Origin of the sequence: Streptomyces sp. NPDC059788 (assembly GCF_042732265.1) — a bacterium.
GTDB lineage: Bacteria > Actinomycetota > Actinomycetes > Streptomycetales > Streptomycetaceae > Streptomyces.
In genome coordinates this window covers 23,959-48,444 of the sequence record NZ_JBHWHY010000008.1, presented here as the reverse complement: position 1 = coordinate 48,444, position 24,486 = coordinate 23,959, and the positions used below count along the sequence as shown (strand labels likewise).

General features: G+C 71.8%; 21 protein-coding genes. 13 read left to right on the top strand and 8 right to left on the bottom strand.

Features of this window, described 5'->3' with window-relative positions:
* The first annotated feature begins 262 nt into the window (after positions 1-262).
* The 10 genes from ACFV57_RS09285 to ACFV57_RS09240 all read left to right on the top strand — a co-directional run bounded on the left by ACFV57_RS09285 (position 263) and on the right by ACFV57_RS09240 (position 8,949).
* The gene (locus ACFV57_RS09285; protein WP_385227665.1) at positions 263-1,351 is read left to right on the top strand and encodes a Rossmann-like and DUF2520 domain-containing protein; all 1,089 of its coding nucleotides are present in this window, start codon (positions 263-265) and stop codon (positions 1,349-1,351) included.
* Positions 1,348-2,373, top strand: coding sequence for a pantoate--beta-alanine ligase (gene panC / locus ACFV57_RS09280; RefSeq protein WP_385227662.1), 1,026 nt, complete (start codon positions 1,348-1,350; stop codon positions 2,371-2,373). The genes ACFV57_RS09285 and panC overlap by 4 nt, the downstream gene beginning before the upstream one ends.
* Positions 2,370-4,220, top strand: a complete 1,851-nt coding sequence (locus ACFV57_RS09275; RefSeq protein ID WP_385227659.1) for an L-aspartate oxidase — start codon at positions 2,370-2,372, stop codon at positions 4,218-4,220. The genes panC and ACFV57_RS09275 overlap by 4 nt, the downstream gene beginning before the upstream one ends.
* Entirely contained in the window at positions 4,217-5,242 is a 1,026-nt protein-coding gene (gene nadC / locus ACFV57_RS09270) for a carboxylating nicotinate-nucleotide diphosphorylase (protein ID WP_385227657.1), read from the top strand. The genes ACFV57_RS09275 and nadC overlap by 4 nt, the downstream gene beginning before the upstream one ends.
* A 5-nt stretch (positions 5,243-5,247) precedes the next feature.
* Positions 5,248-6,045, top strand: coding sequence for a type III pantothenate kinase (locus ACFV57_RS09265; RefSeq protein ID WP_385227654.1), 798 nt, complete (start codon positions 5,248-5,250; stop codon positions 6,043-6,045).
* Between the two features lie 243 nt (positions 6,046-6,288).
* The gene (locus tag ACFV57_RS09260) at positions 6,289-6,918 is read left to right on the top strand and encodes a hypothetical protein (protein ID WP_385227651.1); all 630 of its coding nucleotides are present in this window, start codon (positions 6,289-6,291) and stop codon (positions 6,916-6,918) included.
* A 46-nt stretch (positions 6,919-6,964) separates the two neighbouring features.
* Positions 6,965-7,144, top strand: a complete 180-nt coding sequence (locus ACFV57_RS09255) for a hypothetical protein (RefSeq protein ID WP_003982975.1) — start codon at positions 6,965-6,967, stop codon at positions 7,142-7,144.
* 251 nt (positions 7,145-7,395) lie between these two features.
* On the top strand, positions 7,396-7,932 hold the full coding sequence (locus tag ACFV57_RS09250; protein WP_385228049.1) for a BlaI/MecI/CopY family transcriptional regulator: 537 nt from the start codon (positions 7,396-7,398) through the stop codon (positions 7,930-7,932).
* Between the two features lie 9 nt (positions 7,933-7,941).
* Positions 7,942-8,460 (top strand): amino-acid N-acetyltransferase, encoded by a 519-nt coding sequence (locus tag ACFV57_RS09245; protein WP_385227648.1) that lies wholly within the window; start codon positions 7,942-7,944, stop codon positions 8,458-8,460.
* Positions 8,461-8,616: 156 nt separating this feature from the next.
* Positions 8,617-8,949 (top strand): Lsr2 family protein, encoded by a 333-nt coding sequence (locus ACFV57_RS09240; RefSeq protein WP_385228046.1) that lies wholly within the window; start codon positions 8,617-8,619, stop codon positions 8,947-8,949.
* Here ACFV57_RS09240 and ACFV57_RS09235 read toward each other — a convergent pair.
* Entirely contained in the window at positions 8,880-9,581 is a 702-nt protein-coding gene (locus tag ACFV57_RS09235) for an SCO3374 family protein (RefSeq protein ID WP_385227645.1), read from the bottom strand. The two genes, ACFV57_RS09240 and ACFV57_RS09235, sit on opposite strands and share 70 nt — an antisense overlap.
* A gap of 509 nt (positions 9,582-10,090) precedes the next feature.
* Between ACFV57_RS09235 and ACFV57_RS09230 the strand changes: the two genes are divergently transcribed.
* The gene (locus ACFV57_RS09230; RefSeq protein ID WP_385227642.1) at positions 10,091-12,610 is read left to right on the top strand and encodes an ATP-dependent Clp protease ATP-binding subunit; all 2,520 of its coding nucleotides are present in this window, start codon (positions 10,091-10,093) and stop codon (positions 12,608-12,610) included.
* Positions 12,611-13,017: 407 nt separating this feature from the next.
* Here ACFV57_RS09230 and ACFV57_RS09225 read toward each other — a convergent pair whose 3' ends face one another.
* On the bottom strand, positions 13,018-15,630 hold the full coding sequence (locus ACFV57_RS09225) for an NACHT domain-containing protein (RefSeq protein WP_385227639.1): 2,613 nt from the start codon (positions 15,628-15,630) through the stop codon (positions 13,018-13,020).
* 569 nt (positions 15,631-16,199) lie between these two features.
* On the opposite strand from ACFV57_RS09225, the gene ACFV57_RS09220 reads away from it, so the two are divergent.
* A complete protein-coding gene (locus tag ACFV57_RS09220; protein WP_385227636.1) occupies positions 16,200-16,889 on the top strand; it encodes a M23 family metallopeptidase in 690 nt (229 codons plus the stop codon).
* 96 nt (positions 16,890-16,985) lie between these two features.
* On the opposite strand, the gene ACFV57_RS09215 is transcribed toward ACFV57_RS09220, so the two are convergent.
* Positions 16,986-17,567 (bottom strand): TetR/AcrR family transcriptional regulator, encoded by a 582-nt coding sequence (locus ACFV57_RS09215; protein WP_385227633.1) that lies wholly within the window; start codon positions 17,565-17,567, stop codon positions 16,986-16,988.
* A gap of 135 nt (positions 17,568-17,702) precedes the next feature.
* On the opposite strand from ACFV57_RS09215, the gene ACFV57_RS09210 reads away from it, so the two are divergent.
* Complete coding sequence (locus ACFV57_RS09210; protein ID WP_385227630.1) at positions 17,703-19,313, top strand: MDR family MFS transporter; 1,611 nt, start codon at positions 17,703-17,705, stop codon at positions 19,311-19,313.
* A gap of 215 nt (positions 19,314-19,528) precedes the next feature.
* Here ACFV57_RS09210 and cseC read toward each other — a convergent pair whose 3' ends face one another.
* The 5 genes from cseC to ACFV57_RS09185 all read right to left on the bottom strand — a co-directional run bounded on the left by cseC (position 19,529) and on the right by ACFV57_RS09185 (position 24,321).
* Positions 19,529-20,830, bottom strand: coding sequence for a two-component system sensor histidine kinase CseC (gene cseC, locus ACFV57_RS09205; protein ID WP_385227627.1), 1,302 nt, complete (start codon positions 20,828-20,830; stop codon positions 19,529-19,531).
* Between the two features lie 8 nt (positions 20,831-20,838).
* Positions 20,839-21,549, bottom strand: coding sequence for a two-component system response regulator CseB (cseB, locus tag ACFV57_RS09200; RefSeq protein WP_385227624.1), 711 nt, complete (start codon positions 21,547-21,549; stop codon positions 20,839-20,841).
* Between the two features lie 9 nt (positions 21,550-21,558).
* Positions 21,559-22,164 (bottom strand): hypothetical protein, encoded by a 606-nt coding sequence (locus ACFV57_RS09195; RefSeq protein ID WP_385227621.1) that lies wholly within the window; start codon positions 22,162-22,164, stop codon positions 21,559-21,561.
* A gap of 326 nt (positions 22,165-22,490) precedes the next feature.
* Positions 22,491-23,042 carry a SigE family RNA polymerase sigma factor gene (locus ACFV57_RS09190; protein WP_030023568.1) on the bottom strand — a complete coding sequence of 184 codons (552 nt, stop codon included), beginning with the start codon at positions 23,040-23,042 and terminating at the stop codon, positions 22,491-22,493.
* Positions 23,043-23,373: 331 nt separating this feature from the next.
* Positions 23,374-24,321: an A/G-specific adenine glycosylase gene (locus tag ACFV57_RS09185; RefSeq protein ID WP_385227618.1), complete on the bottom strand. Its 948-nt coding sequence runs from the start codon at positions 24,319-24,321 to the stop codon at positions 23,374-23,376.
* Between the last annotated feature and the right edge of the window lie 165 nt (positions 24,322-24,486).

The window sequence follows — 24,486 nt, the reverse complement described above, 5'->3', positions numbered from 1 at the left end:
GAAAACCATCGGAGCCACGGCCGGAGCCACGGCCGGAGCCGGAGCCGCAGCCACGCCGGAACCGCAGCCGCGGCCCGAACCGCACCCGCAGCCACCGCTGAGATCGCCGCTCAGGACACCGCCGAAGGCGCCCCCGGAAACGCGGTATGAGATGGCCGTCTCACCTTGCGTACGGCTCTGAAGGCGGCCCGAAACACTCGCGTAGCATGGCGAACGAATCGTCCGGTACCCCCCGCGGACTGGAACGGAAGGCCGTCGCCGCGTGAACACAACCCCACCCACCGAGGCCCAGGACCGCCCCGCCCGGCTGACCGTCGGAGTCGTCGGCGCAGGCCGCGTCGGGCCCGCCCTCGCCGCTTCGCTGCAGCTCGCCGGGCACCGGCCGGTCGCCGTGTCCGGTGTCTCCGACGCCTCCGTACGGCGCGCGGCGACGCTGCTCCCCGACGTACCGATCGTCTCCCCGTCCGAGGTGCTGGAGCGCGCCGATCTGGTGCTGCTCACCGTGCCCGACGACGCCCTGGCCGGGCTCGTCGCGGGCCTCGCCGAGACCGGCGCCGTACGGCCGGGGCAGCTGCTCGTCCACACGTCGGGGCGGTTCGGCACGGCCGTCCTCGACCCGGCCACCCGGGCCGGCGCCCTGCCGCTGGCCCTGCACCCCGCCATGACCTTCACCGGTACGCGCGTCGACGTGCAGCGGCTGGCCGGCTGCTCCTTCGGGGTCACCGCGCCCGAACCGCTGCGGATGGCCGCCGAGGCGCTGGTCATCGAGATGGGCGGGGAGCCGGAGTGGATCGAGGAGGGCGCCCGGCCGCTCTACCACGCGGCCCTCGCGATCGGCGCGAACCACCTGGTCACGCTGGTGGCCCAGGCCATGGAACTGCTGCGGGAGGCCGGGGTCGGCGCGCCCGACCGGATGCTCGGCCCGCTGCTGGGCGCGGCCCTGGACAACGCCCTGCGCTCCGGCGACGCCGCGCTGACCGGCCCGGTCGCCCGCGGTGACGCGGGCACCGTGGCCGCCCACGTCTCGGAGCTGCGCAAGCACGCGCCGCAGAGCGTCGAGGGGTATCTCGCCATGGCCCGTACGACGGCCGACCGCGCCCTGGCGCACGGCCTGCTGAAGCCGGAGCTGGCCGAGGATCTGCTGGGCGTCCTGGCGAACATCGGCGGCGGCGCCGCGAGCGGCGGCCGGGACGGTCAGAAATCCGGCCGCCCAGAAGGCCGCCCAGAAGGCCGTCCCGAGGGCCGTCCAGAGAACCGCCCCGACAGCGCCCCCGGCGACCGGCCCGACAGCCAATCCGGCGACCACCCCGACGATCCCCTGGGCGACCACCCCGAAGAAGGCGACCGATGAGCGCCCCGCGCACCCACCTGGTGCACACCGCGGCCGAACTGCGCGCCCTGACGGGCCCTTCCGGGCAGCGGGCCGTCGTCATGACCATGGGGGCCCTCCACGAGGGGCACGCGACACTGGTCCGCGCCGCCCGCGACCGGGTCGGGCCGGACGGGCAGGTCGTCGTCACCGTCTTCGTCAATCCCTTGCAGTTCGGCGCCGGCGAGGACCTCGACCGCTACCCCCGCACCCTGGAGGCGGACCTCGCGCTGGCCGGGGAGGCCGGTGCGGACGCCGTCTTCGCGCCCCCCGCCGGTGAGGTCTACCCGGGCGGGCCGCCGCAGGTCCGGATAGCCGCCGGGCCGATGGGCGACCTCCTGGAGGGAGCCAGCAGGCCGGGTCACTTCGACGGCGTGCTGACCGTCGTCGGCAAGCTGCTGCACCTGACCCGCCCCGACGTGGCCCTGTTCGGGCAGAAGGACGCGCAGCAACTGGCCGTCATAGAGCGCATGGTGGCCGACCTGAATTTCGGCGTACGGGTCGTCGGCGTCCCCACCGTCCGGGAGGAGGACGGGCTGGCTCTGTCCAGCCGCAACCGCTACCTGTCCGCCGCGGAGCGCCGTACCGCCCTGGCGCTGTCCCGGTCCCTGTTCGCGGCCCGCGACCGGCTCGCCGCCGAGGAGGCCCTGCGGGACCGCGCCTCGCACGCGGCGCGGACCGCCCACCGCGCGCACGACCGTTCCGCTGCGCTCGCCGCCCTCGGCGAGGACCGCGCGGCAGCCGACGCGCACGCCCTCGCGCACGCCGTCGCCACCCCGCTGCGCGCCCCCGCGGTGGCGCGCGCCGCGGCCCGCATCGTCCTGGAGGACGCCGCCCGCCTCGACCCGCCGCTCGCGCTCGACTACGTGGCGCTCGTCGATCCGTCCGACTTCACCGAGGTCCCGGACACGTACGAGGGGGAGGCGGTCCTCGCGGTCGCCGCCAAGGTCGGCACCACCCGCCTCATCGACAACATCCGCCTCACGTTCGGAGCGCCCCGATGACCGGCACCGGCCCCAACGGCCACGACACCAACATCGGCCCCACCACCCACACCGGCCCCGATGGCACCAACAACCCCACCGGCCCTGCTGGCACCCCCGCCCCCGCCCTCCGCCTCCACGCCCCCGCCCCCGGCTGGTCCATCGAGGCCGACGTGGTCGTGGTCGGCTCCGGGGTCGCGGGCCTGACCGCCGCGCTGCGCTGCGCCGCCGAGGGCCGCCGTACCGTCGTGGTGACCAAGGCCCGCTTGGACGACGGCTCCACGCGCTGGGCCCAGGGCGGCATCGCGGCCGCGCTCGGCGACGGCGACACCCCCGAACAGCATCTGGACGACACCCTCGTCGCGGGCGCCGGCCTGTGCGACGAGGCCGCCGTACGCACCCTCGTCACCGAAGGCCCGGACGCCGTCCGCCGCCTCATCGCCACCGGCGCGCGCTTCGACACCGCGCCCGGCGGCGAGGAGATAGCCCTCACCCGCGAAGGCGGGCACCACCGCCGCCGCATAGCGCACGCGGGCGGCGACGCGACCGGCGCCGAGATCTCCCGCGCCCTGGTGGAAGCCGTCCGCGCCCAGGGCCTGCGCACCATCGAGAACGCGCTCGTCCTCGACCTGCTCACGGACGCCGACGGCCGCACGGCAGGTGTCACCCTGCACGTGATGGGCGAGGGCCAGCACGACGGCGTGGGCGCCGTGCGCGCCCCCGCGGTCGTCCTGGCCACCGGCGGCATGGGCCAGGTCTTCTCCGCGACCACCAACCCCGCGGTCTCCACCGGGGACGGCGTCGCCCTCGCGCTGCGCGCCGGCGCCGAGATCTCCGACCTCGAATTCGTCCAGTTCCACCCGACCGTGCTCTACCTGGGCCCGGACGCGGAGGGCCAGCAGCCGCTGATCTCGGAAGCGGTACGCGGCGAGGGCGCCCACCTGGTGGACGCCGACGGCACCCGCTTCATGCTCGGTCAGCACGAACTCGCCGAACTGGCCCCGCGCGACATCGTCGCCAAGGCCATCATGCGCCGCGCCCACGAGCAGGGCACCGAGCACATGTACCTGGACGCCCGGCACTTCGGCGCCGCCATGTGGGAGCGGCGCTTCCCGACCATCCTCGCCGCCTGCCGCGCGCACGGCATCGACCCGGTCACCGAGCCGATCCCCGTCGCGCCCGCCGCGCACTACGCCTCCGGCGGCGTACGCGCCGACCTGTACGGGCGGACGACCGTGCCGGGCCTGTACGCGTGCGGCGAGGTCGCCTGCACCGGCGTGCACGGCGCCAACCGGCTGGCCTCCAACTCCCTTCTGGAGGGACTGGTCTTCGCCGAGCGCATCGCGGACGACATCACGGCGACGCCCGCCCGCCGTCCCGGCCCGGCCGTCGCGCCCGCCGCCGATCCCGTACCGCTGCTCGCACCGGAGGCACGCCCCGCGATCCAGCGGATCATGAGCGCCGGTGCCGGGGTGCTGCGCTCCGCGGCCAGCCTCACCGAGGCGTACACCGCGCTGATCCGGCTCCAGCGCACCGCCACCGAAGCGGCCGCGTACGCCGCCGCCGAAGCGGACTCCGCCACCGCCCCGCCCGAAGGCCCCAAGCCCGCCGAGCCCGGCGTGGAGGCCTGGGAGGCCACCAACCTCCTCCTCGTCGCCCGGGTGCTGGTCAGCAGCGCCCGCAGCCGCGAGGAGACCCGCGGCTGCCACTGGCGCGAGGACCACGCCGACCGGGACGACACCACCTGGCGGCGCCACTTCCTGGTCACTCACCGCCCGCCGCACACCCTGAACATCCGTACGACCGACACCGCCGCGTTCCCCGCGACGACCGTCGCACCCGCGCCCGAAACGGAGCCGACCCTGTGAGCACCCCCGACGACCTTCCCCTGCACCAGATCGGCCGTCCGGGCCAGGAGGCCGAGGCCCCGGAGGGCGGCGGCTGCGGCGACTCCTGCGGCTGCGGCGCGGGCGACGGGACGTACGAACTCGACCCGCTGGCCTGCGGGCTGGACCCTGACCTCGCGGCCCTCCTGGTCGCCGCCGGCCTGGACCCCGTACAGGTCGAGGACATCGCCCACCTGGCCGTCGAGGAGGACCTCGACCAGGGCGTGGACGTCACCACCGTCGCGACCGTCCCCGAAGACGCCGTAGCCACCGGCGACTTCACCGCCCGACAGGCGGGCACGGTGGCCGGTCTGCGGGTCGCCGAGGCCGTGCTGTCCCTCGTGTGCACCACGGAGTTCGAGGTCGAACGGCACGTCGAGGACGGCGACCGGGTCGAGGCGGGGCAGCCGCTGCTCAGCGTCACCACCCGCACCCGCGACCTGCTCACCGGCGAGCGCAGCGCCCTGAACCTGCTGTGCCGCCTGTCGGGCATCGCCACCGCCACCCGCGCCTGGGCCGACGCCCTGGAGGGCACCGGCGCCAAGGTCCGCGACACCCGCAAGACGACGCCCGGCCTGCGCAGTCTGGAGAAGTTCGCGGTGCGCTGCGGCGGCGGCGTCAACCACCGCATGTCGCTGTCGGACGCGGCCCTGATCAAGGACAACCACGTCGTGGCGGCGGGCGGCGTGGCCGAGGCGTTCACGGCCGTACGGGCCCGCTTCCCCGGCGTGCCGATCGAGGTCGAGGTCGACCGGCTGGACCAGATCCCGCCGATCCTCGCCGAGGGCGCCGACCTGATCCTGCTGGACAACTTCACGCCCGAGCAGACGCGCGAGGCGGTGGCCCTGGTCGCCGGGAAGGCGTTCCTGGAGTCCTCCGGGCGCCTGGCCCTCGACAACGCCCGTACCTACGCCGAGACCGGCGTCGACTACCTGGCCGTGGGGGCGCTCACGCACTCGTCCCCGGTCCTCGACATCGGTCTCGACCTGCGCGAGGAGCGCTGACGCTGATGCTGCTCACCATCGACGTAGGCAACACGCACACCGTTCTCGGCCTGTTCGACGGTGAGGAGATCGTCGAGCACTGGCGCATCTCCACCGACGCCCGCCGGACGGCCGACGAACTCGCCGTGCTCCTCCAGGGCCTGATGGGCACCCACCCGCTGCTGGGCGAGGAACTGGGCGACGGCATCGAGGGCATCGCCATCTGCGCCACCGTGCCCTCCGTCCTGCACGAGCTGCGCGAGGTCACCCGGCGCTACTACGGCGACGTGCCGGCCGTCCTGGTCGAGCCGGGCGTCAAGACGGGTGTGCCGATCCTCATGGACAACCCCAAGGAGGTCGGCGCCGACCGGATCATCAACGCGCTGGCCGCCGTGGAGCTGTACGGCGGCCCGGCCGTGGTCGTCGACTTCGGTACGGCCACGACGTTCGACGCGGTCAGCGCGCGCGGCGAGTACGTCGGCGGGGTGATCGCGCCCGGCATCGAGATCTCGGTGGAGGCGCTCGGCGTGAAGGGCGCCCAGCTGCGCAAGATCGAACTGGCCCGGCCGCGCAGCGTCATCGGCAAGAACACGGTCGAGGCCATGCAGTCCGGCATCCTGTACGGCTTCGCCGGGCAGGTCGACGGCGTCGTGCAGCGCATGGCGCGGGAGCTGGCGGACGACCCGGACGACGTGACGGTGATCGCCACCGGCGGGCTGGCGCCCATGGTGCTCGGCGAGTCCTCGGTCATCGACGAGCACGAGCCGTGGCTCACGCTGATCGGGCTGCGTCTGGTGTACGAGCGCAACGTCACCCGGGGGTGAGCGGTACGGGACGGGCGGGGCACCGGGCCACCGGGACCGACCGTCTCGACCGGGGCCACGGGGGCCACAGGGGCCGACCGGTCCATTGCCCCCGGGACTCTCCGAGTGATATGTCCAGTTGAGTGCGTTACGTCGCCTCGTCGGCCTGAAGTGGCTTTTGTTGGCTAAAGAGGGTTCCGCGACACTTGCGGCGTTCTAATCGTGTTAAGCGGATTTTGTCCGCCGGGGACGTAAGGTCGGCACATGCCTATGCCATACGGATTCCGCGGCGGTATGGCCTTCAGCGCCGACGAGTTGCGCGTGCTGCGGCGCGCGCTCGCCGCCGCACTCCAGCCGACGCCCCACACGACCGGTGCCCAGGACGCCCCGGCGGGTTACGACGCCGAGGGTGCCCAGGAAGTCCAGGAGTACCTGCGGCTGGCCGGGGCGGTGGACGAGGCGGCGCGCGAGGGCGGGCGCCTGCGCGCCTTCCTCCTCGCCGACCTCGCCCGCTACCGGGCCGCCCTGCCCGGCTCCGCCAGCGGCTACCTGGGGCAGCTCCAGGAGGCCCTGGCGGCCGGCTACGACCCCGGCCCCGCCGACCTCGCCGCCCTGCGCGCCCTGTGCGCGCGGCGCCAGGGGCCAGTCGAGAGCGCGCGCCGCACCGCCCTGCTGCGCCGCTGCGAAAGCCTGGCCGAACGCTCCGTACGGGCCCGCCTGTGCGCCCTCCCGGGCGGCCGGGCCACCGGCGAACCGGAGGCCGAGCCGGCGTCGCGGCCCGCGCCGTCTCCGCAGCCGAAGGCGCCGCGCCCCGGCCGCCCCGTCCCCACACCGGGCGAGGTGTTCCCGCCGCGCCGCAAGCCCGCGCCGCCCCCCGCGGCCCGGTCCGCCTGAGTGCTGCGTACTCTGGAAGCCTCACGCCCGAAGGAGGCCCCTGGTCATGGATTACGTCGCAGCGCTGGTACCGCCCGTGGTGATGGCCGTGGCGTTCGTCGCGCTCATCGTGACGATCGTGAAGAGCCAGGGCGGCGAGAACAAGTCCAAGGAGGACGCGGCGGTCGACGCCGCGCTGGCCCGCGCCGAGGGCGCCCGCCAGGAGCCCAAGGCCCACGGCGCCTGACACCGGTCCGGCCGGGACCCGTCCCGGCCGCCTCCGCGCGGCTCCGGCCCGCCGTTCCGGTATTCGTCCGCCCGTTCGGCAACCTGGCCGGCCTTGCGAACCGCACGCGCCCTGTACGGCCCGAGATTGAGCATCTCGGGCCGTATCGCCTTTTTCCGGGGTAAATCAACCGGGTAAGAACCGGCATTCGCGACATCTCCCACTATTGTGCTGGTGTGCCACGACGCTTGGGTGATCTGGAAGACGCGGTCATGACGCGGGTGTGGGAGTGGAACCGCCCGGTCACCGTTCGGGAAGTCCTGGAAGACCTGCAGAAGGAACGATCGATCGCCTACACGACGGTGATGACCGTATTGGACAACCTCCATCAGAAGGGCTGGGTGCGCCGTGAGGCAGAAGGGCGCGCCTATCGATATGAGGCGGTCTCGACTCGTGCCGCCTACTCGGCCGCACTGATGAACGAAGCGTGGTCCGCAAGTGACAACCCCGCGGCAGCCCTGGTGGCCTTCTTCGGGATGATGTCGCCGGAACAGCGCCACGCCTTGAGGGATGCCGTACGTATGGTGCAGGGTGACGAACCTGCGGAACCCGCACCGCCCCCGCCGCAGGCCGGCCACTCCGAACGCGAACCGTCCGCGCCGCCGGAGCGGCCGGACCGCGAAGAAGGCGCCGGTGAACCGGCCGCGGAACGCGCGCGCGAACCCGCCGGGCCCCCGGAACAGGCCGAAGCGGGGGAAGCGGATGCCGCAGAAGTACCCCCGGCGGGATCGGACGACTCGGGGCGATAGCGTCGCGCCATGCCGCCGCAATCAATTGGACTCACCGTCCGCCGTGCCAGGACCAGCGATGTACCGGCCGTACGCCGGCTCATCGACGCCTACTCGCCGGACGGCATCCTCCTCGACAAAGCCACCGTGACGCTTTACGAGGACATCCAGGAGTTCTGGGTGGCCGAGCGGGACGCGGACGCCGAGGTCGTCGGCTGCGGAGCGCTGCACGTCATGTGGGAAGACCTGGCCGAGGTCCGCACATTGGCGGTGGACCCGCGCCACAAGGGCACCGGAGTCGGCCACCAAGTCCTCGACAAGCTGGTGAGCACCGCCGGCCGGCTCGGAGTCCGGCGCATTTTCTGCCTCACCTTCGAAGTGGACTTCTTCGCCAAGCACGGGTTCGTGGAGATCGGTGAGACGCCCGTCGACGGCGATGTCTACAGCGAGCTGCTGCGTTCCTATGACGAGGGCGTTGCCGAGTTCCTCGGTCTCGAACGAGTGAAGCCCAACACCCTGGGCAACAGCCGGATGCTTCTGCACCTGTGATCAGCGTTCTATGTCCGAATCGCGCCCCTATCTCATAGCTGTGGAAGCAAGGGTTCCCCGACGGTCGTGCAACTGAACCCTACCCAGGGGTTTGTGTTTTTCCCGGAAAAGCGGTTTGCTTTCCGTCGTAATCCGCATTCGATGAAAGGGAAACCGGTGGCACAGAAGGTTCAGGTTCTTCTTGTCGACGACCTCAACGGCGGCGAGGCCCATGAGACCGTGACGTTCGCCCTCGACGGCAAGTCCTACGAGATCGACCTGTCCGACGACAACGCGCAGAAGCTGCGGGAGTCGCTGGCCGAGTTCGTGAAGGCGGGCCGCAAGACCGGTGGCCGTTCCGGTGGCCGGGGCAAGGCGCGTGCGTCTTCCGGAGGCAGCCAGGACACCGCGAAGATCCGCGCGTGGGCCAAGGAGAACGGCTACAACGTCAATGACCGCGGCCGTGTGCCCGCGGACATCCGCGAGGCGTTCGAGAAGGCCAACGGCTGATCGCCGAACCCGCGATCTGTTTGTCTTCGAGCCTGACGACCGCGCAGCAAACGGGCACGGTGGCACTCCGTGGCCGCCGCGCTCACCAGTCGTACGAGGTCGGGGGCGCGCCCCTGGCGATCCGCGAGGGGATCACCGCGGCCCCCGCGCCCTGCCCCTGTCCCCGTGGTGGGCAGAGTCGACTCGACCTCGCATCCCGGCTCGGGAGGCCGCACCCACCCCGCGGCCTCCCGAGGGCCGGATCCGTACGGCCACCACGCGTGCGGTGACGGCGGGGGCGGTGACGGCGCGGGCATCCGGTCCCCGGCGCCGCGCGCGCTCAGATCCAGCCCCAGCGAGCCCCATTCCAGCCATTCCAGGAGCTCCGGCAGCTCTTCCGCGGCGCCCGCCGCCACGAGCACGAGCATCCGGGGGCCGGCGGAGCCGCCGCGGTCGATCGCCACGGGCCCCGTGGGGCCCACCCGCCCCAGCACGGCACGGCCCGCGTCGGCGGGCAGGTCGAGGGCGTCGAAGCGCACTCCGGTCAGCAGCTCCACCGGCTCCGTGCCGGTGGTCGGCCAGCGCAGCTCGTCCTCGTACCACTGCCGTACGGCGGCGAGGGGGGATCGGGGGCGCGGGAGCGCGACGGGCATACCGGAAGCAACTCACGAATCCCCGAGAAGTTACGCTGTGTTGACATGTGCGTACGTACTGTCGTCGCGGAAGGGGGCGCGTGGGGGTGTGGCGGCGCATTCGAAGGCGCTCGGGTGTTCGCCCGTAGCGGATGGAACGGGCCTGCGCCGCATGGAGTGTCAGTGGCAGCGGGTAGGACATTCCCAGTGGGGAGAGACGGTGCAGCGGCGTGCGCAGCGCCTTTTCCGGAGCGGCGGCGGGCTCCGGGCGGGCGTGTCGGTGACGGGTGCGTTCGCCACGGGCGTACTGGCCCGGGGCGTATATGCCTGGCCTGCGGGAACATCGTCTCGCACCATCGGGTTGGAGCAGATGTCGGCTGTTCGGCAGCAGATTTCCCCGCCGTCGCGGGGGTGATCCGGACGGATGTCGGCAGTTGGAATGAGCTGTCCCGTCCCACGGGACTAGCATGCGGAAGGACAGGGAGGGGACCGACCCCTAACTGCCTGACCGCTCTGAGGAGCGATTAACGATGTTCGAGAGGTTCACCGACCGTGCGCGGCGGGTTGTCGTCCTGGCTCAGGAAGAAGCCCGGATGCTCAACCACAACTACATCGGCACCGAGCACATCCTCCTGGGCCTGATCCACGAGGGTGAGGGTGTCGCCGCTAAGGCCCTGGAGAGCCTCGGGATTTCGCTCGAGGCGGTCCGCCAGCAGGTGGAGGAGATCATCGGCCAGGGGCAGCAGGCCCCGTCCGGTCACATCCCCTTCACCCCCCGTGCGAAGAAGGTCCTGGAGCTGTCGCTCCGCGAGGCCCTTCAGCTCGGCCACAATTACATCGGTACGGAGCACATCCTGCTCGGCCTGATCCGCGAGGGCGAGGGCGTCGCCGCCCAGGTCCTGGTGAAGCTGGGCGCCGATCTGAACCGGGTGCGGCAGCAGGTCATCCAGCTGCTCTCCGGCTACCAGGGCAAGGAGGCCGCCACCGCCGGCGGCCCGGCCGAGGGCACCCCCTCGACCTCGCTCGTCCTGGACCAGTTCGGCCGCAACCTGACGCAGGCCGCTCGCGAGACCAAGCTCGACCCGGTCATCGGGCGCGAGAAGGAGATCGAGCGGGTCATGCAGGTGCTGTCCCGCCGTACCAAGAACAACCCGGTCCTCATCGGCGAGCCCGGCGTCGGCAAGACGGCGGTCGTCGAGGGACTGGCCCAGGCCATCGTCAAGGGCGAGGTGCCCGAGACCCTCAAGGACAAGCACCTCTACACCCTGGACCTGGGCGCCCTGGTCGCCGGCTCCCGCTACCGCGGTGACTTCGAGGAGCGCCTGAAGAAGGTGCTCAAGGAGATCCGCACCCGCGGCGACATCATCCTGTTCATCGACGAGCTCCACACCCTGGTGGGTGCGGGTGCCGCCGAGGGCGCGATCGACGCCGCGAGCATCCTCAAGCCGATGCTGGCGCGGGGCGAGCTGCAGACCATCGGTGCGACGACGCTCGACGAGTACCGCAAGTACCTGGAGAAGGACGCGGCCCTGGAGCGCCGCTTCCAGCCCATCCAGGTCGCGGAGCCGTCGCTGCCGCACACCATCGAGATCCTGAAGGGCCTGCGCGACCGTTACGAGGCGCACCACCGCGTCTCCATCACGGACGAGGCCCTGGTCCAGGCCGCCCAGCTGGCCGACCGCTACATCTCCGACCGCTTCCTGCCGGACAAGGCGATCGACCTGATCGACGAGGCCGGTTCCCGGATGCGCATCCGCCGGATGACCGCGCCGCCGGACCTCCGCGAGTTCGACGAGAAGATCGCCGACGTGCGCCGGGAGAAGGAGTCCGCGATCGACTCGCAGGACTTCGAGATGGCCGCGGGCCTGCGCGACAAGGAGAAGCAGCTCCTGGCCGCCAAGGCGAAGCGGGAGAAGGAGTGGAAGGCCGGCGACATGGACGTCGTCGCCGAGGTCGACGGCGAGCTGATCGCCGAGGTTCTGGCCACGGCGACCGGCATCCCGGTCTTCAAGCTCACCGAGGAGGAGTCCTCGCGGCTGCTGCGGATGGAGGACGAGCTCCACAAGCGCGTCATCGGCCAGAAGGACGCCATCAAGGCGCTCTCGCAGGCCATCCGCCGTACGCGGGCCGGTCTGAAGGACCCCAAGCGCCCCGGTGGCTCGTTCATCTTCGCCGGTCCGTCCGGTGTCGGTAAGACCGAGCTGTCCAAGACGCTCGCCGAGTTCCTCTTCGGCGACGAGGACGCGATGATCTCCCTCGACATGTCGGAGTTCAGCGAGAAGCACACGGTCTCCCGGCTCTTCGGCTCGCCTCCCGGCTACGTCGGCTACGAAGAGGGCGGCCAGCTCACCGAGAAGGTGCGCCGCAAGCCGTTCTCCGTCGTGCTGTTCGACGAGGTGGAGAAGGCCCACCCCGACATCTTCAACTCCCTGCTGCAGATCCTGGAGGACGGTCGCCTGACCGACTCCCAGGGCCGGGTGGTGGACTTCAAGAACACGGTCATCATCATGACGACCAACCTCGGGACACGGGACATCTCCAAGGGCTTCAACCTGGGCTTCGCCGCCCAGGGCGACACCAAGAGCAGCTACGAGCGGATGAAGAACAAGGTCAACGAAGAGCTCAAGCAGCACTTCCGGCCCGAGTTCCTCAACCGTGTCGACGACACGGTGGTCTTCCACCAGCTCACCGAGGAAGACATCATCCAGATCGTCGACCTCATGATCGCCAAGGTGGACGAGCGCCTGAAGGACCGCGACATGGGCATCGAGCTCAGCGGTGAGGCCAAGAAGATGCTCGCCAAGCGCGGTTACGACCCGGTGCTGGGCGCCCGCCCGCTGCGCCGGACCATCCAGCGCGAGATCGAGGACGCTCTCTCGGAGAAGATCCTCTTCAGCGAGCTGCGCCCCGGCCACATCGTGGTCGTCGACATCGAGGGTGAGGGCGAGAACGCCAAGTTCACCTTCCGCGGCGAGGAGAAGTCGGCGCTGCCCGACGCCCCGCCCGTGGAGTCCGCGGCCGGCGGCCCGGACCTGTCGAAGGACGCGTGACGGCCGGCGATACGGACCGGGCGCCCGGCGCCTGACCGGTACGGCTGACGCCGCGGCCCGGAACCTGCTCCAGGTTCCGGGCCGCGGCGTTTTCGGCAAGGCGCCCGGTCCGCGGGCGGAAGTGGTTTTCCGGACAGACATCGGCGCATTTTCGTAACCGCCGCATCCGGGACTTCCCCCGTGGTACAGGAGTGACTACGGCTATTGCCCGGGGCGTATCCCGGCGGGTAACCCGGGGCGTAACCCGGCACGTAAATGGAAAACGTCATTCCGGGTGCTCCAGCGGCTCTCGGACGGCATCCCGGCGCTAATACGGACCGGGCTATTCCGATGACCCCGGGACTCCAAGGTGTCTGGGCGCTCCCGAGCCCAGTAAGGCAGGCCCACAGCCCTAAAGGGCCGCGATATCACAGCTCAATGACGCGAACGCCGTCCGGTACACCGCAGACGCGCGGCAGCCGGCTGCCGACCACGAGCGTTTCCAGGCGGGGAAAAGCGGCCAGCCACTCCATCGAGATACCGAGGTCGTACGCCAGCCAGAGCCGGGTCAGGCCGTCCGCCGGAGCGATGCCCGCGGTCAGCTCGGCCGCGGTGAACCGCCCGGCGACCTGGAGGTACGGCCGGCCGCCGAGCCGGCGCAGGGCGTCCAGCTCCTCCGCGTCCGCCACGGGGAAGTACAGCTCGTCCGGATCGAGGTGGGCGATGATCTCCCGGGCGTAGCGGGCGGTGTCGTACCGCCGCCAGGCACCGGCCAGCTGCGCCCGTATGTCGTGGTGCGTCCGCTTGCGCAGCCCGGTCAGGTAGTCGATCGCCATGTCGTCGGCGATGGAGGTGGCCGTGACGGCGAGCAGATAGGCCTCGCCGTCCGAGACGTCGGCCGGCTCCGGCAGCATCTCCAGGACTATCGGGCCGATCCAGCCCAGCGCGCGGGCGCCGGCCGCGGTGCTGGGGCGGACCATGTCACGGGTGAAGCGCTGCACCCGGTGGCGTACCTCGGGGTCCAGTTCGGCGGCGTGCTCCACGCAGGCCGCGGCGAGCAGCTTGCGGTGCCGGGCCTCCGCGGCCCGGATGCCGGGGCGCGGGGCGAGCAGCCCGTTCAGCAGGGCCGCGCACTCGTCGGGGCGGGCCAGCGCGACGGCCATCCGGATGACGTCCTCCCACTCGGAGAGGTGGGCGTGGTTGAGCAGCAGCCCGAAGTCGTGGCGCTGGACGGTGGCGCGGGCGGCCAGGAAGTCCTGGAAGGTGCGGTGGACGAAGTCGACCGTGCCCGGGGCCGGTTCGCGCAGCAGCCCGGTCCGGTTGAGCAGGTGGCGGTAGACCTCCTCGGCGCCGCCCTGGCGCGCGGCGTCGGGGATGGCGGGCAGGTGCTGCGCGAGCGTGTCGACGGCGACCTCGCGGTCCATCTCCGAGCGTCCGTTGACGAGCATCCAGTGGGCCAGCTTCTGCAACAGCTGGATCTTGGGCTGGCGGGGCAGGTCGATGCCGTCCGTGGTGCCCATGGCCCGCTCCCGGTCCCGCCGTTCCAGCAGCATCGACAGCGCGGCCTCGTACAACTCCTTGCGCCCGTCGGGCAGATAGCCGCGGCGGTCGCGGTGCAGCGCGCAGAGCATTCCGCACATCAGTGGGTTGGTGGCCAGGCGGCCGAGGTCGCGGGTGATGCGTACGGCGTTGAGCAGGGTCCGTTCGTAGTGGCCGAGCCGGTCCAGGTCCTCCGGCTCCTGCTGGGCCGCGGCGCGGTGCCAGCGCTGGATGAACGCGGCGATGTCCTCGCGGCTCATCGGGGCCAGCGACAGTTCGGCGAAGCCGTCGGCGGTCAGCCAGTCGGCGCGGACGGCGGAGGGGCGGGAGGTGACGATCCAGACGTTGCCCGGGTACAGGGCGGTCCAGTCGCGGAGTTTGCGGCGCAGCCCCTCGCGCTCGCCCTCGGGGGCCTCGTCCACCCCGTCGATCAGCAGCAGGGCCCGTCCGGCCCGCAGGACGCGGTCGGCCCAGCCCGCCGGCTGGGCGTCGGCGCCCGGATAGCCGACGGTCGCCAGGAAGTCGCCGGGGGAGGGCAGGCCGTGCCGGGCGAAGCGGCGCACCGGCAGGAGGAAGGGGACGCGTCCGTACAGGGCGTGGCGCAGCGCGGCGGGCAGCTCGCCGCGGGCGGTCGCGACGGCCAGCCACTGCAGGAGGGTGGTCTTGCCGGAGCCGGCCACGCCCCGTACCAGGACGTGGCACAGGCCGGACAGCGCCTGCTCGGCGGGGACGGCCGGTCCGGGGGAGGGGCCGCGGTCCCCGGCCGTCGGCTCGGGCTCGCAGCGCAGGCCCAGGTAGGCGGCGTCCAGCGGCCAGCTGTCGGGGGAGTGCGCGAGGTCGATACCGAAGATGGTGAGGTGGTTGAGGAGGACGGCGGTGTCCAGGGCGTACCGCGTCTCGAAGGCGGCGTCCTCGGCGGAGGGGGACGGCAGCCGGGCGGCCAGTGCGCCGAGGGCGTCGTCGAGTCCGGCCAGTGCGCGCCGGTTCTCGGTGAGGGTGCGGGCGGTGAAGCCGGTGAGCCGGGTGAAGAAGTCGAGGATGTGCAGGGACGCGGTGTCCAGCAGGATCGCGTGGAGCTGTGCGCCGTCGGCGGTCAGCTCCCGGGTGGCGTCCGGGGCGGCCCGGCGCAGCTGCCCGGCGAGCTCTCCGGCGTCCAGCCGGGCGTCCTGGACGATCTCCGTGTCGAGCTCGCCGAGCGCCCAGAGCGTACGGGTGAGGGCGTCCGTCACGGTCCGGTCCTCGTCGGGGGCCACCGGCCGCTCGCGCTCCGCGCCGGTGGCGCCGGGCAGCGGGGTCACGGCCCGGTCGACCAGTTTGGCGGCGATCCGCCGCACGTCGCGCTCCCCGAGGGTGCGCTGCTCGCCGCGGAAGGAGACGAGGCGGGCGATCCGTAACGGCCGGTCCACCAGGAAGGCGCCGGGCCCCGGGCGGACCAGGAGTTTCTTGACGAGCGGGGCGACGACCTTCGGGACGAGCCGGGCCGTGATGATCAACGGGTCCATCGGTGATCCCCCATCACCTGGGCAACGCCGGCCGGGCCGGGCGTTGTGGACTTCAAGCCTAGAGGAGACGGCGCTTCCCGGGGCGGCAGTGGGAAAGAGCGGAGGCCGCCCTTTCCCGCGGGGCCTTTGGTCCCGATACGGACATACAAAAGACCCGTCAGGAAGCGGGGAAAAGCGGGCGCGCGGTGACATGCCGCACAGGCTCTCCGGGGCCTACTACGCGGAATAGCGGGAGCTTTTCGAGGTGCGCCGGGCCGGTGCCGGCGCGGGGGCCGCCGCGGTGCGGGCGGGGTGGTCCCGGGCGCTGGGGCGACCGTGTCCGGCGGGGGAAAGGTGCAGGTCAGGGCCTTAGTGGCGGGGAGTCGGCGCGTCCGGGAGACAGCGGTGGGCGCGGGGTTTGAGGCCGGGGGGCGAGGGTAGCCGCGGGGATTTATTTCTCCGGCTTTTGGTACGGGATGAGGTAGTAGAAGCGGCTATTGGCAGCATGTCGGATTCGGGTTACCAAGGTGGAGCGATCCCGGTCGACGGCCGGGACGCGGTCTTTTCCCTTTCCCGGAGGTAGTTCCCGCATGACGAAGCACCACCCCCTGCACCGCCTGACGAAGAAGTCCGCTCTCCGTACCCGCGCCTCCGTGCTCGCGGCGGGCCTGGGCGTCTCCGCGGCCATGGGCGCCGGGGTGGCGATAGCGGCCGGCAGCGACGCGCAGTCGATCGCCCTGGGCGGACTGTCGTCCTCCATCGGCTCCTCGGTGAACGCGCAGGCCGACGCGCAGAAGAAGGCCGCCGAGGCGGAGAAGCAGCAGGCCGAGAAGGCCAAGAAGGCCGCCGAGGAGAAGGCCCGCTCCTGGGTGAAGCCGGTGGACGACTACAAGCTGGGCATGACGTTCGGCCTGGCGGGCAAGCACTGGTCGCACAACCACAGTGGTCAGGACTTCGTGGTGCCCAGCGGCACCGCCGTGCACGCCGTGCACGGGGGCACCGTGGTCAAGGCCGGCCCGAACGGCGGCGGCGACGGTCCCGCGTACGGCAACGCGGTCGTGATCAAGCACGACAGCGGTACGTACACCCAGTACGCGCACCTGACCAGCACCGAGGTCAAGCCGGGCCAGACCGTGCAGACCGGCCAGGAGATCGCGAAGTCCGGCAGCACCGGCAACTCGACCGGCCCGCACCTGCACTTCGAGGTCCGCACCGGCCCGAACTACGGCACCGGCGTCGAGCCGACCGCCTTCCTGAAGGCGCGCGGCGACGGCGTGTGATCCCTGCCGTGACCGACGGCGGGTGCCCCCTGCCGTGACCGGCGGGGAGTGATTCCGGCGTGACCGGCGGCGGGTGATCGCCGCCGCGACCGCTTCCTAGCCGCGGTTCGGCGGGTGGGCCGCGGCGACCAGTTCGGTGGCGACCTCCAGGATGGCCTTGCGCTTGTCCTCGGGGTCGCCTTCGACGTTTTGCATGGCGAACATGCCCGCGTGCATCGAGAAGATCGCGGTGATGCACCGGACCTGGTCCTTCAGCTCCGCGTCGGGCTCCCTGAGCAGCCCGGTCAGCCGGTGCATCCGCTGCTTGAAGGTCTCCCCGATGCTCAGGTCCCGTATGGTCGCCTGGTTCTCCTGCATGAAGCGGAAGAGGGGCTCGGCGGTGCGCAGGGACTCGCTGTAGCGGCGCAGGATCTCCTGCTTGGTCTCCAGGGTGCGCGGCTGCCCGGCGGCCCACGCGGTCAGTTCGTCGATGGGCCGTGACAGGTCCTGGAAGAGGCTGATGACGATGTCTTCCTTGGTCTTGAAGTGGTAGTAGAGCGCCGCCTTCGTGACGTCGAGCCGCTCGGCGATCTCGCGCAGCGAGGTCTTCTCGTACCCCTGTTCGGCGAACAGTTCCAGGGCGACGTCCTGGATGCGCTGACGGGTGTTGCCCCTGCGCGCGTGCGGTGTGCTGCCCATGCTGCTGTTCTCCTGCGTCGATCGCCCAGGCCGGGGGTGCCCCAAACTTACTTGACGCCCGGCTAGTTGTTGCTTACCTTCTTCACTGTACTGAACTAGCCGGGCGGCAAGTAAGTGGGAGAAGTGAAAATGGGGATGTCGCAGTCGAAAGCGACCCCAGCGGGGGGCATATCGAAACCGGCGGACGCCGGGGGGAAGCAGCCGGCCAGCGTCCGCGTGGTGCTGTTCGCGCTGATGATCGCGATGCTGCTCGCGATGCTCGACAACATGATCGTGGGTACGGCCATGCCTACGATCGTCGGCGAACTGGGCGGGCTGAGCCACCTGTCCTGGGTGGTGACCGCGTACACGCTCGCGACCGCCGCCTCGACCCCGATCTGGGGCAAACTGGGCGACCTCTACGGCCGTAAGGGCGTCTTCCTGACGTCCATCGTGATCTTCCTGATCGGCTCGGCGCTGTCCGGCATGGCCCAGGACATGGGCCAGCTGATCGGCTTCCGCGCCGTACAGGGCCTGGGCGCCGGCGGTCTGATGGTCGGTGTCATGGCGATCATCGGTGACCTGATCCCGCCGCGGGAGCGCGGCAAGTACCAGGGCATGATGGCCGGCGTCATGGCCGTCGCGATGATCGGCGGCCCGCTGGTCGGCGGCACCATCACCGACCACCTCGGGTGGCGCTGGAGCTTCTACATCAACCTGCCCCTGGGCGCGATCGCCCTGGTCATGGTCACCGCCGTACTGCACCTGCCGAAGAAGCGGACCCAGGCGCGCATCGACTACGTGGGCGCCGTGCTGCTCACCGTCGGCATCACCGCACTGGTGCTGATCACCACCTGGGGCGGCACCGAGTACGACTGGCTGTCGGGCCAGATCATCGGGCTCGGCGCGGTCGGTGTCGTCGCCCTGCTGGCCTTCGTCCTCACCGAGACCAAGGTCCGCGAGCCCGTGCTGCCGCTGCACATCTTCCGCAACCGCAACTTCAGCCTCGTCACGGTGATCGGCTTCCTGGTCGGCTTCGTGATGTTCGGGTCGATGACCTTCCTGCCGCTGTTCCAGCAGACCGTGCAGGGCGCCTCGGCCACCAACTCCGGGCTGCTGCTCCTGCCGATGCTGCTCGCGATGATGGCCGTCTCGCTGGTCGCGGGCCGGGTCACCACCAACACCGGCAAGTACAAGATCTTCGTGGTGGGCGGCGGCGGGCTGATCACCGCCGGACTGGTGCTGCTGTCCCTGATGGACACCGGCACCACCCGCTTCACCTCGGGTCTGTACATGGCGGTGCTCGGCGCCGGCATGGGCTTCCTGATGCAGACCACGATGCTGATCGCGCAGAACAGCGTCGAGATGAAGGACATGGGCGTCGGCTCCTCGTCCGCCACCCTCTTCCGTACGATCGGCGGCTCCTTCGGCGTCGCGATCTTCGGAGCGATCTTCAACAACCGGGTGCAGGACGTGATGGCCGAGCGGCTCGGTGCCGCGGGCGCGAAGGCGACCGCGGGCGGTGGCCAGATGGACCTGAAGGCGCTGGAGAAGCTGCCGCCCATGATCAAGGACGCGTATATGCACGCGGTCTCCGGCGGCACCCACCAGGTCTTCCTGTGGGGCGCGGTGATCAGCGTCATCGGCTTCGCGGCGGCCTGGTTCCTCAAGGAGGTGCCGCTGCGCGGCGGCCCCGCCAAGCCGGCCGAGAGCCCGGACGGCGGCGAGGCTCCGGCGGACCGGGCCGTGCTGGCGGAGACCGTCTGATCCGGCACTGAATCCCTGGCCAGCGGCCCCCGGCATACGCGCCGGGGGCCGCTGCCGTGTCCGGCGGCGGGGGCCGCCGGGGGCACCGGTGTGTCCGCCGCCGGCCCGTTGTCAGTGGCGCGTGTCACCCTCGGAACATGAACGACGAAGGGGCGCCGGACGACGAAGGGGCGCGGGACGAGGCGCGGGACGAGCGGGCGGGCGGCGCCGCCCCGTCACCGGTCCGGCAGCTGGATGACCGGGAAACTGCCCGTGTTCGTCGGCGCGTTCTCCGGCAGCCACAGCACGGACACCGCCCCCGTCGACCCGTCCGTCATCTCGTCCGCGTTGCGGAAGGTCAGCCGGGCGCCCAGCACCCGCGCCTGGCCCGCCGCGATGGTCAGGCCGAGCCCGTGCCCGCGCCCGGCCCGGTCGCTGCTGCCGGTGCGGAACCGGCTCGGCCCCTCGCGCAGCAGCGCCTCCGGAAAGCCCGTGCCGTGGTCGCGCACGCGCACGACCCGCCCCTCGACGGTGACCTCGATCGGCGGCTTGCCGTGCCGGGCCGCGTTGGCGATCAGGTTGCCCAGGATGCGTTCCAGGCGCCGCGGATCGGTGGAGACCTCGGCGTCCCGGAGGATCTCGATCTTGATGTCGGGGTTCAGGGACCGCACCCGCCGGGTGACGAACTCGCCGAGCGCCACGTCCTGCAGTTCGGCCCGCTCCGCATAACCGTCCAGCCGGGCCACTTCCAGCACGTCCTCGACGAGGGTGCGCATCGCCTGCGCCCGGTCCCGTACCAGCTCCGACGGGCGGCCCGGCGGCAGCAGTTCGGCCGCGGTGAGCAGCCCGGTGACCGGTGTGCGCAGCTCGTGGGCGATGTCGGCGGTCACCCGGCGCTCCGCCTCGATGCGCTTTTGGAGCGCGTCGGACATCGCGTCCACCGCCCAGGCCAGATCGTCCGTCTCGTCCCGGATGCGGCCGCCCACCTCGTCGCGGATGCGTACGGAGGTGTCGCCGTCGGCGAGCTTGCCGGCCGCGGCGGCCGCCTTGCGCAGCCGCTGGGACAGCCGCCCGCCGATCAGCACGCCGAGCGCGCAGCCGCCGACCACGACCGCCGTCGAGCCGATCAGCAGCGCCTGGTCGAGGTCGTCCAGGACGGCGAACCGGTCGGGGAAATAGCCCTGGATGGACAGCACCCGGCCGCCCGCGACCGGCGCCGCCGCCCACACCTTGGGCGTGGTCTGGCCGGTGTCCTCCAGATAGGTCGCCCGCTTCCCCTTGGTGACCTCTTCACGCAGTTCCTTCGGCAGCGCCGGGTCGTCCAGCTTGGCGCCGAAGCGCAGCTGGTGCGTGGTTTCGTAGATCTTCTGCGTGAAGTTGAGGCGCTCGGTCTGTACGTCGCGGCTGTTGTCCAGCATCGAGCCGCGCGCGGCGTTGTGCACGACGAGGCTCAGCGCGATCGCGACCAGCGCTCCGACGAGGGCGATCGCGGCGCTGAGCTTCCACCTCAGTCCGGTACGCAGGGCGAGCCTGACCACCGCAGGAGTCAGCCTCTCAGCTTGTAACCGAAGCCGCGGACGGTCTCGATGCGGTCCTGGCCGATCTTGCCGCGCAGCCGCTGGACGTGGACGTCCACGACCCGGGTGTCACCGCCCCAGCCGTAGTCCCACACCCGCTCCAGCAGCCGGTCGCGGGACAGGACCGTGCCGGGCGAGTTCGAGAACTCCAGCAGCAGGCGCATCTCGGTGGGCGTCAGCGCGACCGGCTGACCGCCTTTGCGTACCTCCATGCCCTCCGTGTCGACCTCCAGATCGCCGAAGCGCAGCACGGCCTCGGCGGGCTCGGCCGCCTCCGAGGCGGCGGCGGCCGCGCCGTCCGGCCCCGAGGCGTGGCCGAAGCGGCGCAGCACCGCGCGGATACGGGCCACCAGCACGGCGCCGTCGAACGGCTTGGTCACGTAGTCGTCGGCGCCGGCCTCCAGGCCCAGCACCACGTCGATGGAGTCGGCCCGCGCCGACAGCATGATCACCGGCACGGTCGACTCGTCCCGGATGCGCCGGCACAGGCTGACACCGTCCAGTCCGGGCACCATCACGTCCAGCAGGGCGATGTCGGGCCGGTCGGCGCGGAACGCCTCCAGTCCCGCCAGACCGTCGGGCATGGCGGTGACCACGAAGCCGTCCCGCTCCAGGGCGAGCTGCGTCGCCTCGCGGATGACGTCGTCGTCCTCGACGAAGAGCACATGGGTATCGGCCATGCGGTGTTCTCAATCCTCCGGTGCCGTGCTGTCCGGGGGCGCGCTCGCCGTGCCCCCGGTGTTGCTGTAATCGGTGTGGTAGCGGGCGTACTCGACGAAGCGGCTACCCGTCCAGTGGTAGGTCATCACATCCTCGCCGGAAGCGCAGCACACCTTGTCGCCGGTGTTGTAGGTCTGCTTGGAGACCTCCAGTTCACCCTTGTTGACGCTCGCGTACACCGAAGGCTGCTCGTCGGCGAAGACATTCTCATACGTACTGCCGCTCTTGCGGTAGACGTAGGAGCCGATGCCGACCGAATCCGCGCAGGTCATCACGTTGACGACGACATCGTTCGCCTTTTCGTGGGTGAGCGAGGCGTAGGTGACCTCGACCGGGTACTCCTCCGCGGCGCACGGCTTCGCGAGGGACTTCTTGACGTCCGCGCCGACCTTCGGGTCGTGCTTCATCAGCTCCACGGCGTCGACCTTCTGGTACGCCACCGACGCCGAGGGGGAGGGGGACGGCGCGCCCGGCGACCGGTCGGCGGGCGCCGGGGTGCTGCTCGCCGTGCCCTCGGTCCGTACGCCCTCGCCGCCCGGATTGCAGCCGGCCAGCAACAGCGAAAGGGCGGCCATCCCCGCGATGACCGCTCCGCCGCCCCTGCGAAACGCCTCGGCCCGCCGGAACCGGAACCGCGCCGTGCGCTGCCGGCGCCCCCGGTCGGGGGCCGGGTGCTCCGGGCCCCGGCCCGGCCGGGACCGCTGGGCGGCAAAGCGTCCGGGGCCCGCGCGCCATCCGGTGACCCGTCCGATTCCCCTCCGTACGAACCGGGTGGGTCCTGCCCCGGGCAGGCTGCCACCGGCCGGCGTGCTCTGGGCCGACCTGCTTCCGGCCGGCCTGTTCCTGGTCAAACCGCTCCCGCTCACAGTCCCTCTGGCTAAGCCACCGGTGCCGCAGCCGGTCAGGCCGCGCACCGCTCCCGCTCCTGCTCGCCGCGCTCCAGCATCCGCGCGTCGATGTCGCGATTCTCCAGCTCCTGGCGCAGCCGGGCCAGGGCCCGGTGCAGCGTGCTCTTGACCGTACCGGTGGACATGCCCAGCGCCGCCGCGGTCTCCTCGGTGCTCATCTGCTCCCAGTGTCGCAGCACGACGACGCTGCGCTGCTTGGGCGCGAGCACGCCGAGGATGTCCATCAGCAGGGCCCGGTCGGCGCGCTGCTCGGTGCCGTCGTCGACGCTGGCGTCCGGGAGCTGCTCGGTGGGCACCTCCTCCAGCTTGCGGGCGCGCCACCACTCCGTACGCGTGTTGATCATGACGCGGCGGAGGTAGGCGTCGGCGAGGGACTTGTCGGCGATGCCGTCCCAGCGCCCGTAGGTGCGCACCAGGGCCGTCTGGAGCAGGTCCTGGGCGTCGACCGGGTCGGGTACCAGGCGCCGGGCGCTGCGCAGCAGGGCCTCCTGCCGCGTCCGCACGTACTCTTCGAAGTCCAGTACCTTGCCGCCGCTGGTCGCCATCCCGACGCCTCCGATCCGCTTGCGCTTCCCCACGTTGACCGCGCTGGTGGTCATCTCCAGCACGAGGAAGACGCTACGGAGGGGGTGTTGCGGCGTAATGTGCGAGGGCCCCACAGAGAGTGCACGGAAAACCGTCGGTTGTGTAACAGCGCGCCGGGGGTCATACCTGCGACGGACCGGCGCCCGAAATGCGTCATCCTCCTGAGGGACAGCGGGGGCGGCCCGAAGAGCTGGTACGCAGCTGCCGCGGGGCACCGCACGACCCCGGCTGTCACAGAGCGGTCATGAGGTGGGCGGCCGGGGCGTCGGGCCCGTCAGCCGGCCGCTGTCCTCAGGGTGCGCTGCGGCCCGCCGGCAGGCGGTACATGCCGCCGGCCAGCGGTTCCACCAGACCGTCGGACACGAGGCCGTCGAGCGCCCGCGCGCGCTGCACCGGCTCGTCCCACACCGCGTCCAGGACGGACTGCGGTACGGGCCCGACGGCTTCGCGCAGTACGGCGAGCAGCTTGCCGCGCACCTGGCGGTCCGTACCGGCGTACGTCTGGCCGCGGCGCGGCGGGCCGTCGTGCGCGGGCGAGCCCGCCAGCCGCCAAGCGCACTGCGCCGAGATCGGGCAGCGCACACACTCCGGGCCGCGCGCGGTGCACACCAGCGCGCCCAGCTCCATCGTGGCGGCGGCCCACTTGGCCGCGGTCTCCTCGTCCTGCGGCAGCAGCGCGCGGGCCAGCTTGCGTTCGGCGGCGGTGGTGGCGTTCGGCGGGTACTGGCGGCCGTCGACGGCGCGCGCGAACACCCGGCGGACGTTGGTGTCCAGTACGGCGTGCCGCTGCCCGTACGCGAAGGAGGCCACGGCCGCCGCCGTGTACTCGCCGATGCCGGGCAGCGCGAGGAGCTGGGCGTGCTCGCGCGGTACGTCGCCGCCGTGACGTTCCTGTATGGCAGCGGCGGCGGCGTGCAGGCGCAGCGCGCGGCGCGGGTATCCGAGGCGGCCCCAGGCGCGTACCGCTTCGCCGGGCGGCTCGGCGGCCAGGTCGGCGGGGCGCGGCCAGCGCGCCATCCACTGTTCGTACACCGGCAGCACCCTGCTGACCGGCGTCTGCTGCAGCATGAACTCGCTCACCATCACGCCCCAGGCGCCCGCCTCGGGGCGGCGCCAGGGCAGGTCGCGGGCGTGCTCGTCGAACCAGTCGGTGACGGGGCCGTGCAGCCGGGCCCCTTCGGCGGCTTCGTTGGCGGCGGTGACAGCGGCGGCGCCGGTGGCGGCAGGAGTGGAAGTCATGGCACTGCCGATCCTGGCACGACGGCGCTCCGCCGTGAAACGCACCGGGCGCGCGCCACGACGCGCCCACCCGCTCGCGGGAACGCGCGCCCGCCCGGACCGGGGCCGATGGGCCGCCCGTGAGGCGCGAGGGGCGAAGATGTCCCCATGATGTGGATGCCGACC

Excerpts from the sequence above, each read along its gene's own strand:
- ACFV57_RS09220 (WP_385227636.1), top strand. The coding sequence starts at position 16,200 with ATGACGAAGCACCACCCCCTGCACCGCCTGACGAAGAAGTCCGCTCTC.
- ACFV57_RS09185 (WP_385227618.1), bottom strand. The coding sequence starts at position 24,321 with ATGACTTCCACTCCTGCCGCCACCGGCGCCGCCGCTGTCACCGCCGCC.
- ACFV57_RS09275 (WP_385227659.1), top strand. The coding sequence starts at position 2,370 with ATGACCGGCACCGGCCCCAACGGCCACGACACCAACATCGGCCCCACC.
- cseB (WP_385227624.1), bottom strand. The coding sequence starts at position 21,549 with ATGGCCGATACCCATGTGCTCTTCGTCGAGGACGACGACGTCATCCGC.
- ACFV57_RS09250 (WP_385228049.1), top strand. The coding sequence starts at position 7,396 with ATGACGCGGGTGTGGGAGTGGAACCGCCCGGTCACCGTTCGGGAAGTC.
- ACFV57_RS09235 (WP_385227645.1), bottom strand. The coding sequence starts at position 9,581 with ATGCCCGTCGCGCTCCCGCGCCCCCGATCCCCCCTCGCCGCCGTACGG.
- ACFV57_RS09260 (WP_385227651.1), top strand. The coding sequence starts at position 6,289 with ATGCCTATGCCATACGGATTCCGCGGCGGTATGGCCTTCAGCGCCGAC.
- ACFV57_RS09210 (WP_385227630.1), top strand. The coding sequence starts at position 17,703 with ATGTCGCAGTCGAAAGCGACCCCAGCGGGGGGCATATCGAAACCGGCG.
- ACFV57_RS09265 (WP_385227654.1), top strand. The coding sequence starts at position 5,248 with ATGCTGCTCACCATCGACGTAGGCAACACGCACACCGTTCTCGGCCTG.
- ACFV57_RS09230 (WP_385227642.1), top strand. The coding sequence starts at position 10,091 with ATGTTCGAGAGGTTCACCGACCGTGCGCGGCGGGTTGTCGTCCTGGCT.
- ACFV57_RS09255 (WP_003982975.1), top strand. The coding sequence starts at position 6,965 with ATGGATTACGTCGCAGCGCTGGTACCGCCCGTGGTGATGGCCGTGGCG.
- ACFV57_RS09225 (WP_385227639.1), bottom strand. The coding sequence starts at position 15,630 with ATGGACCCGTTGATCATCACGGCCCGGCTCGTCCCGAAGGTCGTCGCC.
- panC (WP_385227662.1), top strand. The coding sequence starts at position 1,348 with ATGAGCGCCCCGCGCACCCACCTGGTGCACACCGCGGCCGAACTGCGC.
- ACFV57_RS09215 (WP_385227633.1), bottom strand. The coding sequence starts at position 17,567 with ATGGGCAGCACACCGCACGCGCGCAGGGGCAACACCCGTCAGCGCATC.
- ACFV57_RS09195 (WP_385227621.1), bottom strand. The coding sequence starts at position 22,164 with ATGGCCGCCCTTTCGCTGTTGCTGGCCGGCTGCAATCCGGGCGGCGAG.
- ACFV57_RS09190 (WP_030023568.1), bottom strand. The coding sequence starts at position 23,042 with ATGGCGACCAGCGGCGGCAAGGTACTGGACTTCGAAGAGTACGTGCGG.
- ACFV57_RS09245 (WP_385227648.1), top strand. The coding sequence starts at position 7,942 with ATGCCGCCGCAATCAATTGGACTCACCGTCCGCCGTGCCAGGACCAGC.